This window comes from Limimaricola cinnabarinus (genome assembly GCF_002723615.1).
In the GTDB taxonomy this organism is placed as follows: domain Bacteria; phylum Pseudomonadota; class Alphaproteobacteria; order Rhodobacterales; family Rhodobacteraceae; genus Limimaricola; species Limimaricola cinnabarinus_B.
Genome location: NZ_KZ304971.1, coordinates 1 through 13,624, shown reverse-complemented (window position 1 = coordinate 13,624; position 13,624 = coordinate 1). Strand labels below are relative to the sequence as shown.

Sequence of the window (13,624 nt, the reverse complement as noted above, 5' to 3'; positions counted from 1 at the left end):
CATGACAGACGCATGACGGCGATGCTTGACGTCGCGGCGGGGCGCGGCCATGAGGCGGTCATGCTGATCTACAAGATATTCCGCGCGCCCGAATGGGCCGAGCTGGAGCTGGCGGGCGAGACCCGCGGCGCTCCCGTCGATCTGGCCGATGGCTTCATCCATTTCTCGACCGCCGAGCAGGCGCGCGAGACGGCCGCGAAGCATTTCGCGGGCGAGGACGGGCTGCTTCTCGCCGCGGTCGAGGCCGAGCCCTTGGGCGATGCGCTGAAATGGGAGCCCTCGCGCGGGGGGCAGCTTTTCCCGCATCTCTACCGGCCGCTGAAACGCTCCGAAGTCGCCTGGTCGAAAAAGCTGCCGCTGGCGGGCGGGCGGCACGAGTTCCCGAAGGACATGGCATGAGCGCGCTCGAAAGGCTCGGCCTCGCCGCGCTGCACCGGATCGACCCCGAGACCGGTCACGGGCTGGCGCTCAGGGCGCTCAAGGCGGGGCTCGGCCCCAAGGGCGGGCCGGTGACGAGCGACAGGCTGCGGGCCCGCGTCGCGGGGCTCGACCTGCCCAACCCGGTCGGGCTGGCGGCGGGCTTCGACAAGAACGCCGTGGCGCTCGACGCGCTGGCGCGCACGGGCTTCGGCTTTGTCGAGGTGGGCGCGGCGACGCCCCGCCCGCAGGAGGGCAACCCGCGCCCGCGGCTGTGGCGGCTCAGCGCCGACCGCGCCGCGATCAACCGCTTCGGCTTCAACAACGAGGGCATGGAGAGGATCGCCGCGCGGCTGGAGCGCCGCCCCGCGGGCATCCTCGGCCTCAATCTCGGGGCCAACAAGGACAGCGCGGATCGCGCGGCGGATTTCGCAACCGTGCTGACCCGCTGCGGCGCGCATCTCGATTTCGCGACCGTCAACGTCTCCTCGCCCAACACCGAACGCCTGCGCGATCTGCAAGGGCGCGCGGCGCTCACCGCCCTCCTGTCGGGCGTCATGGAGGCCAATGCCGGGCTCGCCCGCCCCCTGCCCGTCTTTCTCAAGATCGCGCCCGACCTGTCGGAGCCCGAGATCGAGGACGTGGCGCGCGTGGCCGGGGAAACGGGCGTGTCGGCCATCGTGGCGACCAACACCACGCTGTCGCGCGAGGGGCTGACCGACAGCCAGAAGGAGCAGATGGGCGGCCTGTCGGGCCAGCCGCTGTTCGAGCGTTCGACCCGGGTGCTGGCGCGGCTGTCCGCGCTGACCGATCTGCCGCTGATCGGCGTCGGCGGCGTCGGCTCGGCCGAGCAGGCCTATCAGAAGATCCGCGCCGGGGCGAGCGCGGTGCAGCTCTATACCGCGCTGGTCTATGGCGGCGTCAGCCTCGCGGGCGAAATCGCGCGCGGGCTCGATGCGCTCTTGGCGCGCGACGGCTTCGACAACGTGGCGCAGGCGGTGGGCACGGGCCGGGCCGACTGGCTCTAGGCCGCGGCGCGCTCCAGCGCCGGGTAGCGCGCGCCCAGCGTCGCGCCGCGCGCGACGTAGCTCACCAGCATCGCGGCCCAGAGCCCGTGATTGCCGAACAGGTGGGTGAGCGGGATCGCGGCGGCAAAGTAGATCGCCGCCGCGACCAGCATCATGTTGCGCATGTCGCGGCTGCGGGTGGCGCCGATGAAGATGCCGTCGAGCATCCAGGGGATCAGCCCGAAGATCGGCGTCGCCACCATCCATGGCAGGTAGGCGCGCGCCGCCTCGCGGACCTCGGGCGCGGTGGTCATCAGGTCGATCACCCTCGGCCCGAAGATCCAGAAGCCCAGCGCGAGGCCGAGGCTCACCACCCCGCCATGGATCGAGGGCAGGATCGCCGCGCGCCGCAGGCGCAGCGCCGCGCGCGCGCCCATCGCCTGCCCCACCAGCGCCTCGGCGGCAAAGGCGAAGCCGTCGAGCGCGAAGGCGGTGATGTTGAGGAATTGCAGGAGCACCTGATTGGCGGCGAGCGGCACGTCGCCGAAGCCCGCGCCCCAGAACAGGAAGCTGATGACGATGGATTGCAGGAGCACCGAGCGGATCAGGATGTCGGTGTTGACCGCCGCCATGTGCCTGAGCCGCTCCGGGTCGAAGACCCTGAGCCTGTCGCGCCAGGCGGGGGTGGCGAAGGCGTCGCGGCACAGCCACAGCCCGAGCGCGAGGCCGGACCATTCGGCGATGAAGGTGGCCGTGGCGACGCCGGGCACGCCCCAGCCGAGGCCGAGGACGAACCACAGGTCGAGCGCGATGTTCGCGCCGTTCATCCACAGCTGCAGCACCAGCACGGCGGCGGTGCGCTCCTGCGCGATGAGCCAGCCGGTCAGCCCGTAGATCGCGATGGCGGCGGGGGCCGACCAGATGCGGATGGCGAGGTAATCGCGCGCCAGCGTCTCGACCTCCGCACTTGCCGGGGCGACGGTGAAGGCGGCGGCGAAGACCGCGCCCTGCAGAACGATCAGCGCCGCGCCTGCGGCAAATGCGATCATCAGCGCGCGGGTGAGCAGCGCCGAGACCTCGGCCCTGTCCTCGCGGCCCAGCGCCTGCGCCGCGAGCCCGGTGGTGCCCATGCGCAGAAAGCCGAAGATCCAGTAGATGCCCGAGATGATCACCGCGCCGATGCCCACCGCGCCAATCGGGGCCGCCGCCCCCATCTGCCCCACCACGCCGGTGTCGACCGCGCCGAGGATCGGCACGGTGGCGTTCGACAGCACGATCGGCAGCGCGATCTTCAGGACGCGGGCATGGGTGAGCGGTCGTCCCGGCGGCAGCGCGGCCTCAGCCATCCCGCCCCGGCATCAGGAAATGCCCGGTCGCCTGCGCAAAAAGCCGCGAGCGGTTGTCCTGCCAGGCCTCGACATGGACGCTCGCGTAGCGCCGCCCCGAGCGGTTGATCCGGGCGCGGGCATAGGCGTCGCGCGGCAGGCCCGAGCGCAGGTAATCGACGGTGATGTCGATGGTGCGCGGCCAGTTGGGCCGGGCCTCGGCCTCGGCCTGCGCCTCTGGCGTGCCCGCCTCGATCAGCCCCCACATGCGCGACCAGGCCAGTTCGACGATGGCGGTGGTCTCCAGAAAGGCCGCCGTCGCGCCGCCATGCAGGGCGGGCAGCATCGGGTTGCCGATCAGCCTGTCGGCATAGGGCAGCACGGCGGTCAGCTCGTCGCCATGCCGCTCGAAGCGGATGCCGAGAAAGGCGATGTAGGGCACGCCGCCCACCAGCCGCTCGAGCGCCGCGTCGCGCCGTGTCTTGATGACCTGCACCGGTTCGGGGCGTTGGCGGCTCATGGCTTGTCCTTCGGCTTTTCGACCGTGAAGGCGCCGGTGGCGGTCGCCACGGGGCGCGTCTCGTCCTCGTCGCAGGCCACGGCGCGCACGAAGGCGACGGAGCGCGTGACATGCCAGCATTCGGCCTTGGCGGTGATGGTCTGGCCGGGCGTGGCGGGGCGCATGTAGTCGATCCGCAGATCGAGCGTCGCGGTGCTCGTGGGGGCCGATGGGTGCGACATCACCGCCGCCCCCGCGCAGGTGTCCATCAGGGCCGAGACGGCGCCGCCATGGATCACGCCGGTTTCCGGGTCGCCGACCAGCTGCGCGGCCCATGGCATGCGGATCACCGCATGTCCGTCAGCCAGCGCGGTCAGCTGCAGCGCCAGCGCCTGCGCATGCGGCAGGGCGTCGATGAACTGCTGCGCGCGGGCCAGTTCGGGAGAGGAATTCTCTGTCATGAGGACAACTTCGCGATCCTCGTGGTTCCCGCAAGCGCAAACTTGAACAAAGCGCGACGAAGGCGTGTTGTCGTCAGGGGGCGCCGCTCCTAATGTCTGCCCGAAGGAGCCCGAGAGATGTCCGATACCCCTATGACTTTCAAAGAAATGTGCGAGCATTTCGAGGTAACCCCCCGCACCTTGCGCTATTACGAATACATCGAGTTGCTGGCGCCCGAGAAACAGGGCCGCGCGCGGTTCTATGGCAAGCGCGAGGTGGCGCGGATGACGCTGATCCTGCGCGGGCGCCGCTTCGGTTTCAGCCTGGAGGAGATTCGCCAGTTCCTGATCCTCTACGAGACCGAGGGCACGAAGGCGCAGATGGAGGTCTGGGTCGACATGGCGCAAAGGCAGATCGACGTGTTGGAGGCGCAGCGCCGCGAGCTTGAGGAAACCATCTCGGAGCTGCGCAAGCTGCGCGACGAATCCATTGCATCCTCCAAGTGATCCCTGTCTGAGACGACAACCCAAACGCGCATGACGTTTTTTGACCAAGAGAACAAAATTTCTCGGCAACAGGCGGATTTTTCTTGACCTTTCGTCATGTCGCTGGTGACGTCGGGTCATGTTTACGTTCGCGTCACCTTTGCTTGTAAGGTCTATTCAGAACCCGCAGGTGAATCGTCTGACCGGACACCAAGGGTTTAAGAAAAAAATGACCGACCAGACCATGACCATCCGCCAGATGTGCGACAGCTTCGACGTGACGCCCCGCACATTGCGCTTCTACGAGGCAAAGGAGCTTCTGTTTCCCATTCGCGAAGGCACCAAGCGGCTCTTCACCCGGCGTGACCGGGCCCGGCTCAAGCTGATCCTGCGCGGCAAGCGCTTCGGCTTCAGCCTCGAGGAAATCCGCCAGCTGCTCGATCTCTACGAGACCGACGACCAGCAGGAGGTGCAGCTTGCGCGCACCTTCGAGGTGGCCGAGCGGCATCTCAAGGAGATGCAGGAGCAGCGCGCCGCTCTCGACGAGGCGATCCGGGAACTGGAGGCGCAGATGAGCTGGGGCGCGGAGCGGCTGAACCAGCTGCGCGCGCGGGCAGCGGCGGCCTGACCGCCCTCTCCGTCATCTGGTCGAGATGAGATTGCGCGGCCCGGGGGAGGAGCCCGGGCCGCGCGCATCGGACCAGACCGGGCCCCGTGCGGCCCGCCGGAGGAGAGACAGGGAATGCCAAGCTACACCGCACCGATCCGCGACATCCAGTTCGTGCTGCATGAGATGTTGCGCGTCTCCGAGCAGGAGACGCCGGGCTATGCCGATCTCGATGCCGATTTCACCGCCGCGATCCTCGAAGAGGCGGGCAAGCTTTCCTCCGCCGTTCTCGCGCCGCTGAACCTTTCGGGCGACCGCGAGGGCTGCCAGCTCGACAATGGCGTGGTCCGCACGCCCAAGGGCTTCAAGGCCGCCTTCGACCAGATCCGCGAGGGCGGCTGGACCGCCATCGACGTCGCCGAGGAGTTCGGCGGACAGGGCCTGCCCTATCTCATGCACACCGCCGCCAACGAGCCGATGGTCTCGGCCAACATGGCGCTCAACATGTATCAGGGCCTGACCCACGGCGCCTACACGGCCATCAACATCCACGGCACGAACGAGCAGAAGGCGCGCTGGCTGCCGAAGCTCGGTTCCTGCGAATGGACCGGCACGATGAACCTGACCGAGCCGCATTGCGGCACGGATCTCGGGCTGATGCGCACCAAGGCGGTGCCGCAGGAGGACGGGACCTACCGGATCTCGGGCCAGAAGATCTTCATCTCCGCCGGTGAGCACGACATGGCCGAGAACATCGTCCACCTCGTGCTGGCCAAGATCCCCGGCGGCCCCGAGGGCATCAAGGGCGTGTCGCTCTTCGTGGTGCCGAAGTTTCTCGTGAACGAGGATGGCAGCCTTGGCGCGCGCAACGGCGTCGCCTGCGGCGCGCTCGAGGAAAAGATGGGCATCCACGGCAACGCCACCTGCGTCATGAACTACGACGAGGCCGAGGGCTATCTCCTGGGCGAGGCGCATAAGGGCATGCGCGCCATGTTCACCATGATGAACGAGGCCCGTCTCGGCGTCGGCCTGCAGGGCTGGGCGCAATCCGAGGCGGCCTACCAGAACGCGCTGGCCTATGCCAAGGACCGGCTGCAGGGCCGCGCCGTCACCGGCGCCAAGAACCCCGACGGCCCCGCCGATCCGCTGATCGTGCATCCCGACATCCGCCGCAGCCTGATGGATCAGAAGAGCTTCAACGAGGCGGCGCGCGCCTTCACCTATTGGGGCGCGATGCTGATCGACCGCAGCCACAAGACCGGCGACGCGCAGGCCGAGGCGATGATTTCGCTGCTCACCCCGATCATCAAGGGTTTCCTGACCGACAAGGGCTTCGAGATGTGCGTGCAGGCGCAGCAGGTCTTCGGCGGGCATGGCTACATCGAGGAATGGGGCATGTCGCAATTCGTGCGCGACGCCCGGATCGCGATGATCTACGAGGGCGCGAACGGCGTTCAGGCGCTCGACCTCGTGGGCCGCAAGCTCGCCGCGCAGGGCGGCAAGCCGATGATGACGCTGATCGAGGAGATCAAGGTCTTCTGCCGCGAGAATGCCGATGACGCCGATTTCGCGCGCGACTTCGTCGAGCCGCTGAAATCCGCGTCGAAGGACATGCAGCAGGCGGCGATGTTCTTCATGCAAAGCGGCATGAAGGAGCCCGACGCGGCGCTTTCGGGCAGCACCGACTTCATGCATCTGATGGGACATGTCTGCCTTGGCTGGACCTGGGCCAGGATGGCCCGCGCGGCGCAGGCCGGGCTCGCGGCAGGCACCGGCGACCGCGCCTTCTACGAGACCAAGCTCGCCACCGGGCGCTATTACATGGCGCGCCAGCTTCCGGCGACGAAGATGCATCTCGCGCGGATCGAGAGCGGCGCCGCCCCGGTGATGGCGCTGGACGCCGACGCTTTCTGATGGACGCGCGGTGCGTCCGGGGCGAGGCTCGCCCCGGATGACCCGGACCGGAGGACGAGATGCCAAAGCGCCTGAGACTGACCCGCAGATTTCCCGTCGCGATGAGCGAGGATGGCTATCGCCGGCTGAAGCGCTTCGCGCGCGAGGCCGGGCTCGACGAGGGCGAGGCGCTCTCCTTCCTGTTCGAGAATTTCGACAGCATCCTCGACGAGGAAACCTTCGGCCACAGGCTGAGGCTGTTCAATTCGGAGCTGGAGGCGCGCAAGCGGTGAGACCTGCGCGGGAGGCAGATGGAGGAGTTGCGTATTTTTAGAAAGATGAACGGGCCGGCGATCCCCCCGCGGCACCCGGCATCCGAACGAAGCGCCGGGCGCCGCGGGGTTCATCTTCCACGGTCATCGGCTCGCCAGCCTGTACCGCGGCTGCGAGTTTGGCCGCCGAGTGTTGACGATGGGTTAAAGCGCGCCCTCCCCTTCATCTTTCTTCAAATACGCAAAGGCCCGGCTCTGGCGGGGCGCCACGATCCAAGGAGACGAGATGATCCGACTGCATTGCTTCGGCGAAAGCGGCAACGCCTACAAGGCGGCCCTGCCGCTGACCCTCGCCGGGCTCGACTGGGAACCGGTCAAGGTCGATTTCTTCGCGGGCGCGGCCCGTTCGGACGCGTTTCGCGCGCTCAACGAGATGGGCGAGGTGCCGGTGCTCGAAACCGATGACGGGACGCGGCTCAGCCAGTCCGGCGCGATCCAGGACTGGATCAGCGAACGCACCGGCAGGTTCGGCGGCACCACCCCCGAAGAGCGCCGCGAGGTGCTGCGCTGGGTGCTGTGGGACAATCACAAGCTTTCGGGGCAGGCCGGGACCTTGCGCTTCCTGATGAACTTCCTGCCGCCCGAAAAGCGCCCCGAGCAGGTGATCAAGTGGCTCAAGGGCCGCCTCGCCCCCACCTATGCCACGCTCGACCGGGCGCTCGCCTCGCGCGACTGGCTGGTGGGCGACGGGCCGACCAATGCCGATTTCTCCTGCTGCGGCTATCTCTACTACCCCGAGCCCTTCGGCTTCGAGCGCGCAGACCATCCCAATATCGACCGCTGGCTCGACCGCATCGCGGCGCTGCCCGGCTGGAAACACCCCTACGAGCTGATGCCCGGCTCCCCCGCCGACCGGGTTCGAAAGGAGACGACATGACCGACGCCTTCATCTACGACGCGATCCGCACCCCGCGCGGCAAGGGCCGCAAGGACGGCGCGCTGCACGAGGTCACGAGCCTGCGGCTCTCCGCGGGCGTGCTCGACGCGCTCGCTGAGCGCAACGGCATCGAGGGCCATGTGCTCGAGGACGTGATCTGGGGCAACGCCACGCAGGTCGGCGAACAGGGCGGCTGCCTCGCCCGCTCCGCCGTTCTGGCCTCGGGCCTCGACGAGCGCATCCCGGGCCTGTCGATCAACCGCTTCTGCGCGAGCGGCATGGAGGCGGTGAACCTCGCCGCCAACCAGGTCCGCGCCGGGGCGGGCCGCGCCTATATCGCGGGCGGGGTCGAGGCGATGAGCCGCGTGCCCATGGGCTCCGACGGTGCGGCGATCGCGGTCGATCCCTCGCTCGCCATGAAGAGCTACTTCGTGCCGCAGGGCATTTCCGCCGACATCATCGCGACCCAGTACGGCTTCTCGCGCGACGATGTCGACGCCTTCGCCGTCGAGAGCCAGCGCCGTGCCAAGGCCGCCTGGGACGACCGCCGCTTCGACCGCTCGATCGTGCCGGTGCGCGACGTCAACGGGCTGACCATCCTCGATCACGACGAATACATGCGCCCGGGCACCGACATGCAGGCGCTGGGCGCGCTCGAGCCGTCCTTCAAGGCGATGGGCGAGGTCATGCCCGGCTTCGACAAGGTCGCGCTGATGAAATACCCGCACCTGGAGCGGATCCGCCACGTGCACCACGCGGGCAACTCCTCGGGCATCGTCGATGGCGCCGCCGGCATCCTGATCGGCGATGAGGCGTTCGGAAAGGCGCATGGGCTCAAGCCCCGCGCCCGCATCCGCGCCACCGCCAAGATCGGCACCGACCCGACCATCATGCTCACCGGCCCGGTGCCGGTGACCGAGAAGATCCTCGCCGACAGCGGCATGGCGATCTCGGATATCGACCTGTTCGAGGTCAACGAGGCCTTCTCGGCGATCCCGCTGCGCTTCCAGCAGGCCTTCGACATCGACCCCGAGCGGCTCAACCCCAATGGCGGCGCGATCGCCATGGGCCATCCGCTCGGCGCCACCGGCGCGATCATCCTCGGCATCCTGCTCGACGAGCTGGAGCGCACGGGCCGCGAGACCGGCCTCGCCACGCTCTGCGTCGCCTCGGGCATGGGTGCCGCGACGATCATCGAACGGGTTTGAAAATGATGCATGGCGCCATCCTGTCCCGGCACGACACACGGCGACGCATGGACATCCCGCCCTCGCAAATTAGTGTTTTCGGTGTCGCGCCGTTCATGATCCGGGGGGGGCACCGACATGTCCTGTCCCATGTCGCAGTTCATCGAACGCCATGCCCGGCTGTTTCGGGAGGGGCGGATCGAGGAGATGCTCGACGATTGCGACTATCCCCTGCCGGTGCAGGGGATGAGCGGGATTTCGGTCCTGGCCACGCGCGAGACATATCGCAGCTGGCTGCTGAGCTGGCAGCGCGATCTCGGCGCCCTGCGGATGCAGGAGAGCGAACTGCGCGTCCACACGCTGGAGCTGCCGCGCAAGGGCCGGTTCCGGGTCTGGATCGAGCGCAGCTTCGAGAGCGCCTGCGGCGCCGAGCGCATCGAGATCAACGTGATCTACTACTGTCGCTTCGACGCGCCGCGCCCGGTGATCGAGATGATCGAGTTCGGTGCGCCGCCAGAGCCGGACGGCTGACGCCGCCGGTCCGCCCCTTTTCCACATATCCTGCCAACAGGAGGTCGACATGACCGATTTCACCATCGCGCGCGATGCCGACGGCGTGGCCGTCATCACCTGGGACGTGCCCGGCCGCTCCATGAACGTCATGTCGATGCAGGGCTTCGAAGAGCTGGAAGCGCTGTTCGACGAGGCCATGGCCGACGAGAGCGTCAAGGGCATCGTCATCACCTCCGCCAAGAAGGACTTCGCCGGCGGCATGGATCTCGGCGTGATCGCCGGGATGAAGCAGGCCGGCGGCGACGAGCCCGCGAAGGCCGTGTTCGAGGGCGTGATGCGCATGCATGGCGTGCTGCGCAAGATCGAGCGCGCGGGCCTCGACCCCAAGACCAACAAGGGCGGCAAGCCCGTCGCCGCCGCCCTGCCCGGCACCGCGCTCGGCATCGGGCTCGAGATCCCGCTGGCCTGCCACCGGATCTTTGCCGCCGACAACCCCAAGGCCAAGATCGGCCTGCCCGAGATCATGGTCGGCATCTTTCCCGGCGCCGGCGGCACCACCCGGCTCGCGCGCAAGCTCGGCGCAATGGGGGCTTCGCCGCTGCTGCTCGAGGGCAAGCTGAACGACCCCAGGAAGGCCAAGGCGCTGGGCGTGATCGACGAGGTGGTCGAAGACCCGCTCGCCGCCGCCAAGGCCTGGGTGCTCGGGGCCAAGGACGCCGACATCGTGAAGCCCTGGGATGCCAAGGGCTACAAGATGCCCGGCGGCGCGCCCTACCACCCGGCGGGCTTCATGACCTTCGTCGGCGCCTCCGCGATGGTCCATGGCAAGACGCAAGGCGTCTATCCGGCGGCCAAGGCGCTTCTCTCGGCGGTCTATGAGGGCGCGCTGGTGCCCTTCGACACCGCGCTCAAGATCGAGGCGCGCTGGTTCACACGCGTGCTGATGGACCCCTCCTCCACCGCGATGATCCGCTCGCTCTTTCTCAACAAGGAGGCGCTGGAAAAGGGCGCGAACCGGCCCGACGCCCCCGATCAGAGCGTGAAGAAGGTCGGTATCCTCGGCGCGGGCATGATGGGCGCGGGCATCGCCTATGTCTCGGCCAATGCCGGGATCGAGGTGGTGCTGATCGACCGCGAACAGGCCGCCGCCGACAAGGGCAAATCCTACTCCGAGGCGCTGCTCGACAAGGGCATCAAGCGCAAGAAGGTCAGCCCCGAGAAGAAGGAGCAGGTGCTGGGCCGGATCAACGCCACCACCGAGATCGAGGCGCTGAAGGGCTGCGACCTGATCGTCGAGGCGGTGTTCGAGGATGTCGGCGTGAAGGCCGAGATGACGAAAAAGGTCGAGGAAGTGATCGGCGAGGATTGCATCTTCGCCACCAACACCTCGACCCTGCCGATCACCGAGTTGGCCAAGGCCAGCGCGCGGCCCGAGCGGTTCATCGGCATCCACTTCTTCTCGCCCGTCGACAAGATGATGCTTGTGGAGATCATCAAGGGCGAAAAGACCGGCGACGTGGCGGTGGCCAAGGCGCTCGACTTCACCCGGCAGATCCGCAAGACGCCGATCGTCGTCAACGACGCGCGCTTCTTCTACGCCAACCGCTGCATCATCCCCTACATCAACGAGGGCATCCGCATGGTGGCCGAGGGGGTGGAACCGGCGCTGATCGAGAACGCGGCGCGCATGGTCGGCATGCCGCTGGGGCCGCTGCAACTCGTCGACGAGACCTCGATCGATCTCGGCGTGAAGATCGCCAAGGCGACGAAGGCCGCGATGGGCGACGCCTACCCCGACGAGGCGGTGGACGAGGTGCTGTTCTGGATGGCCGATCAGGGCCGGATGGGCCGCAAGTCGAACTCGGGCTTCTATGCCTATGACGAAAAGGGCCAGCGCACCGGGCTCTGGGAGGGGCTCTCGGAGCGTTTCGCGGTGGCCGAGGATCAGCCCGACCTCATCGAGGTGCAGCAGCGGCTCCTCTTCGCGCAGGTGCTCGAAGCGGTGCGCGCCTTCGAGGACGGGGTGCTGACCGACATCCGCGAGGGCGACGTGGCGGCGATCCTCGGCTGGGGCTTCGCCCCGTGGTCGGGCGGGCCGTTCTCGTGGCTCGACATGATCGGCGCGGGCTTCGCCGCCGAGCGCTGCGACGCGCTGGCCGAGACGCACGGGCCCCGCTTCGCCTGCCCCGACCTGCTGCGCGAGATGGCATCGCAGGGCGCGGGCTTCTACGACCGCTACGGCGACGGGCGGGCCGCCAAGGCGGCCTGACCGGGCGGCGTGTGGCGGCCCTTGCGCCGCCACACGCGCCCCCTGTTCCTCGGCCACACCCGCGGCTATGTTCATCGAAACGGCAAGCCGGGACGTCGGGCCCGCGAAAGGAACGATGACCGCACTCAAGGAATTCGCCCGGCTGGAAACGGATGGGATCTGGTTCTGCGAACCGGGGGCGGAGCCGCGCCCGGTGACGATCTCCTTTGGCGAGGCGACCTTGGTGCTTTCCGACGAAAGCGGCCTTCCGGTCACGCATTGGTCGCTGCCCGCGCTGCACCGGCTCAACCCCGGCGAACGCCCGGCGCTCTATGCCCCCGATGCCGAGGCGAGCGAGACGCTCGAGATCGAAGACGACACCATGATCGGCGCGCTGGAACGGGTGAGCCGCGCCGTCGCCGCGCGCCAGCCTCGACCGGGGCGCTTGCGGCAGGGGATGATCGCGGGCGGGCTGGTGCTCGGCCTCGGGCTCGCGCTGTTCTGGCTGCCCGGCGCGCTGATGCAGCAGACGCTGGGCGTGGTGCCGCCCGGCAAGCGTTCGGAGATCGGCGCGACATTGCTCGGCATGATCCAGAAGACCACCGGCCCCAGCTGCCGCGATCCCTTGGGCAGCGAGGCGCTGGGCCGCCTGCGCGACCGGCTCCTGGGCCGCGATGGCGGGCAGATCGTGGTGCTGCCCGAGGGGCTGGCCGGGCCGCTCTACCTGCCCGGCAGCATCCTCGTTCTGCCGCAGGAGCTGATCGAAAGCACCGAGGACCCCGCCGTCATCGCGGGCCACGTGCTGGCCACGCAGGCAAGCCGCCTGGAACACGACCCGCTCGACGCGCTGCTGCGCGAGGCGGGCTTTGCCACCGTGCTCAAGCTGCTGACCACGGGCGACATCCCGACCGAAAAGCTGCAGGAGCGGGCCGAGCAGCTGATCACCACCCCCGCACCGCGCGCCGAGGACGATCTGCTGCTCGACAGCTTCGCCGAGGCCGGCGTGCCGATCGGTCCATGGGCCCGCGCCACCGACCCGCGCGGCGATGTCTCGGCGGTTCTCGTGGCCGCCGAGCCCGCCGGTGCGGCGGGGCCGGTCATCTCCGATGGCGACTGGGTCAGCCTGCAGGGCATCTGCCGCGACTGAGCCCGAAAGGGCGGGATTCGGCGCCGGGGCACCGAACCGCCGGTCATTTGCGCGCGAAGGCGTCCACGTAGCCTGCCGCCCGCACGCGGGCCAAGGCCTGCGCCAGCGGCGCGCCAGCGGCATAGGGGCCGGTCGCCACGATCTGCAGCCCCCCGCTCCGGCCACGCGCGACCTGCAGCCCCATCGCCCGGAGCCGCGCCGCGGCGCGCTCGGCATTGGCGGCGACGCCGTAGCTGCCCACCTGCACGAAGCGCCCGGCAGACGCCGCCTGTGGCATGGCGGCGGGCGCCGAGCGGGTCGAAACCCGGCCCAGAAGCGCCGTGGGCACCGTCACCGGCGCGGCCGTGACCGGCGCACGCACCTGCCCCGCGCCCGCGCGCTCGACGATGCGCACCCCGCGATTGGGGTTGAGCCGCCCGTCTTCCCAGGCGCGGCGGTATCCGCGCGGCGGCGCTGCGGGATCGGGGAGCGCCACCGCCGATGCGGCGACGTCCAGCGCCCCGGCGCGCGGGTCGAGGAAGGCCATCACCCCCGTCGGCGCCGGTGGCGCGAGGCGGGCGGCGTTGGCGAGGCCCGAGGGCGATTGCGCCTGCGGCCCGCAGCGGCGCGCATGGCGGCCCGGCCCGATCAGCGCATGGCCCGAGCC

The 13,624-nt window shown here is 69.0% G+C and carries 15 protein-coding genes; 11 read left to right on the top strand and 4 right to left on the bottom strand.

What is annotated here, in order from left to right; all coding sequences use genetic code 11:
- Positions 1-60 precede the first annotated feature (60 nt).
- Positions 61-399, top strand: coding sequence for a DUF952 domain-containing protein (locus CJ301_RS15265; protein WP_099278270.1), 339 nt, complete (start codon positions 61-63; stop codon positions 397-399).
- On the top strand, positions 396-1,445 hold the full coding sequence (locus tag CJ301_RS15260) for a quinone-dependent dihydroorotate dehydrogenase (RefSeq protein WP_099278234.1): 1,050 nt from the start codon (positions 396-398) through the stop codon (positions 1,443-1,445). The genes CJ301_RS15265 and CJ301_RS15260 overlap by 4 nt, the downstream gene beginning before the upstream one ends.
- Here CJ301_RS15260 and CJ301_RS15255 read toward each other — a convergent pair.
- Genes CJ301_RS15255 through CJ301_RS15245 form a run of 3 tightly spaced genes read right to left on the bottom strand, consistent with a single transcriptional unit; the run spans position 1,442 to position 3,709 of the window.
- Entirely contained in the window at positions 1,442-2,770 is a 1,329-nt protein-coding gene (locus CJ301_RS15255; RefSeq protein WP_099278233.1) for an MATE family efflux transporter, read from the bottom strand. The two genes, CJ301_RS15260 and CJ301_RS15255, sit on opposite strands and share 4 nt — an antisense overlap.
- A complete protein-coding gene (locus CJ301_RS15250; RefSeq protein ID WP_099278232.1) occupies positions 2,763-3,269 on the bottom strand; it encodes a PaaI family thioesterase in 507 nt (168 codons plus the stop codon). Before CJ301_RS15250 ends, CJ301_RS15255 begins: the two co-directional genes overlap by 8 nt.
- On the bottom strand, positions 3,266-3,709 hold the full coding sequence (locus CJ301_RS15245) for a PaaI family thioesterase (protein ID WP_099278231.1): 444 nt from the start codon (positions 3,707-3,709) through the stop codon (positions 3,266-3,268). The genes CJ301_RS15250 and CJ301_RS15245 overlap by 4 nt, the downstream gene beginning before the upstream one ends.
- A 117-nt stretch (positions 3,710-3,826) precedes the next feature.
- Here CJ301_RS15245 and CJ301_RS15240 point away from each other — a divergent pair, with 117 nt between their 5' ends.
- The 9 genes from CJ301_RS15240 to CJ301_RS15200 all read left to right on the top strand — a co-directional run bounded on the left by CJ301_RS15240 (position 3,827) and on the right by CJ301_RS15200 (position 12,978).
- A complete protein-coding gene (locus CJ301_RS15240; protein WP_099278230.1) occupies positions 3,827-4,195 on the top strand; it encodes a MerR family transcriptional regulator in 369 nt (122 codons plus the stop codon).
- A gap of 208 nt (positions 4,196-4,403) precedes the next feature.
- Positions 4,404-4,802, top strand: a complete 399-nt coding sequence (locus CJ301_RS15235; protein WP_099278229.1) for a MerR family transcriptional regulator — start codon at positions 4,404-4,406, stop codon at positions 4,800-4,802.
- A 114-nt stretch (positions 4,803-4,916) separates the two neighbouring features.
- A complete protein-coding gene (locus CJ301_RS15230; RefSeq protein WP_099278228.1) occupies positions 4,917-6,695 on the top strand; it encodes an acyl-CoA dehydrogenase C-terminal domain-containing protein in 1,779 nt (592 codons plus the stop codon).
- 59 nt (positions 6,696-6,754) lie between these two features.
- Positions 6,755-6,967 carry a hypothetical protein gene (locus CJ301_RS15225; protein WP_099278227.1) on the top strand — a complete coding sequence of 71 codons (213 nt, stop codon included), beginning with the start codon at positions 6,755-6,757 and terminating at the stop codon, positions 6,965-6,967.
- 265 nt (positions 6,968-7,232) lie between these two features.
- On the top strand, positions 7,233-7,883 hold the full coding sequence (locus tag CJ301_RS15220) for a glutathione S-transferase family protein (protein WP_099278226.1): 651 nt from the start codon (positions 7,233-7,235) through the stop codon (positions 7,881-7,883).
- Positions 7,880-9,091 carry an acetyl-CoA C-acetyltransferase gene (locus tag CJ301_RS15215; RefSeq protein WP_099278225.1) on the top strand — a complete coding sequence of 404 codons (1,212 nt, stop codon included), beginning with the start codon at positions 7,880-7,882 and terminating at the stop codon, positions 9,089-9,091. The genes CJ301_RS15220 and CJ301_RS15215 overlap by 4 nt, the downstream gene beginning before the upstream one ends.
- A gap of 129 nt (positions 9,092-9,220) precedes the next feature.
- Positions 9,221-9,601 (top strand): hypothetical protein, encoded by a 381-nt coding sequence (locus tag CJ301_RS15210; RefSeq protein WP_099278224.1) that lies wholly within the window; start codon positions 9,221-9,223, stop codon positions 9,599-9,601.
- Between the two features lie 49 nt (positions 9,602-9,650).
- Positions 9,651-11,852 (top strand): 3-hydroxyacyl-CoA dehydrogenase NAD-binding domain-containing protein, encoded by a 2,202-nt coding sequence (locus CJ301_RS15205; protein ID WP_099278223.1) that lies wholly within the window; start codon positions 9,651-9,653, stop codon positions 11,850-11,852.
- 115 nt (positions 11,853-11,967) lie between these two features.
- Positions 11,968-12,978 carry a hypothetical protein gene (locus tag CJ301_RS15200; protein WP_099278222.1) on the top strand — a complete coding sequence of 337 codons (1,011 nt, stop codon included), beginning with the start codon at positions 11,968-11,970 and terminating at the stop codon, positions 12,976-12,978.
- A 43-nt stretch (positions 12,979-13,021) separates the two neighbouring features.
- Here CJ301_RS15200 and CJ301_RS15195 read toward each other — a convergent pair.
- Positions 13,022-13,624: SPOR domain-containing protein (locus CJ301_RS15195; protein ID WP_173812375.1), on the bottom strand; the 603-nt coding region annotated here is incomplete at its 5' end.

Bases quoted from the DNA above. Each gene is read 5' to 3' on its own strand.
- CJ301_RS15265 (WP_099278270.1), top strand. From the start codon at position 61: ATGCTGATCTACAAGATATTCCGCGCGCCCGAATGGGCCGAGCTGGAG.
- CJ301_RS15260 (WP_099278234.1), top strand. From the start codon at position 396: ATGAGCGCGCTCGAAAGGCTCGGCCTCGCCGCGCTGCACCGGATCGAC.
- CJ301_RS15255 (WP_099278233.1), bottom strand. From the start codon at position 2,770: ATGGCTGAGGCCGCGCTGCCGCCGGGACGACCGCTCACCCATGCCCGC.
- CJ301_RS15250 (WP_099278232.1), bottom strand. From the start codon at position 3,269: ATGAGCCGCCAACGCCCCGAACCGGTGCAGGTCATCAAGACACGGCGC.
- CJ301_RS15245 (WP_099278231.1), bottom strand. From the start codon at position 3,709: ATGACAGAGAATTCCTCTCCCGAACTGGCCCGCGCGCAGCAGTTCATC.
- CJ301_RS15240 (WP_099278230.1), top strand. From the start codon at position 3,827: ATGTCCGATACCCCTATGACTTTCAAAGAAATGTGCGAGCATTTCGAG.
- CJ301_RS15235 (WP_099278229.1), top strand. From the start codon at position 4,404: ATGACCGACCAGACCATGACCATCCGCCAGATGTGCGACAGCTTCGAC.
- CJ301_RS15230 (WP_099278228.1), top strand. From the start codon at position 4,917: ATGCCAAGCTACACCGCACCGATCCGCGACATCCAGTTCGTGCTGCAT.
- CJ301_RS15225 (WP_099278227.1), top strand. From the start codon at position 6,755: ATGCCAAAGCGCCTGAGACTGACCCGCAGATTTCCCGTCGCGATGAGC.
- CJ301_RS15220 (WP_099278226.1), top strand. From the start codon at position 7,233: ATGATCCGACTGCATTGCTTCGGCGAAAGCGGCAACGCCTACAAGGCG.
- CJ301_RS15215 (WP_099278225.1), top strand. From the start codon at position 7,880: ATGACCGACGCCTTCATCTACGACGCGATCCGCACCCCGCGCGGCAAG.
- CJ301_RS15210 (WP_099278224.1), top strand. From the start codon at position 9,221: ATGTCGCAGTTCATCGAACGCCATGCCCGGCTGTTTCGGGAGGGGCGG.
- CJ301_RS15205 (WP_099278223.1), top strand. From the start codon at position 9,651: ATGACCGATTTCACCATCGCGCGCGATGCCGACGGCGTGGCCGTCATC.
- CJ301_RS15200 (WP_099278222.1), top strand. From the start codon at position 11,968: ATGACCGCACTCAAGGAATTCGCCCGGCTGGAAACGGATGGGATCTGG.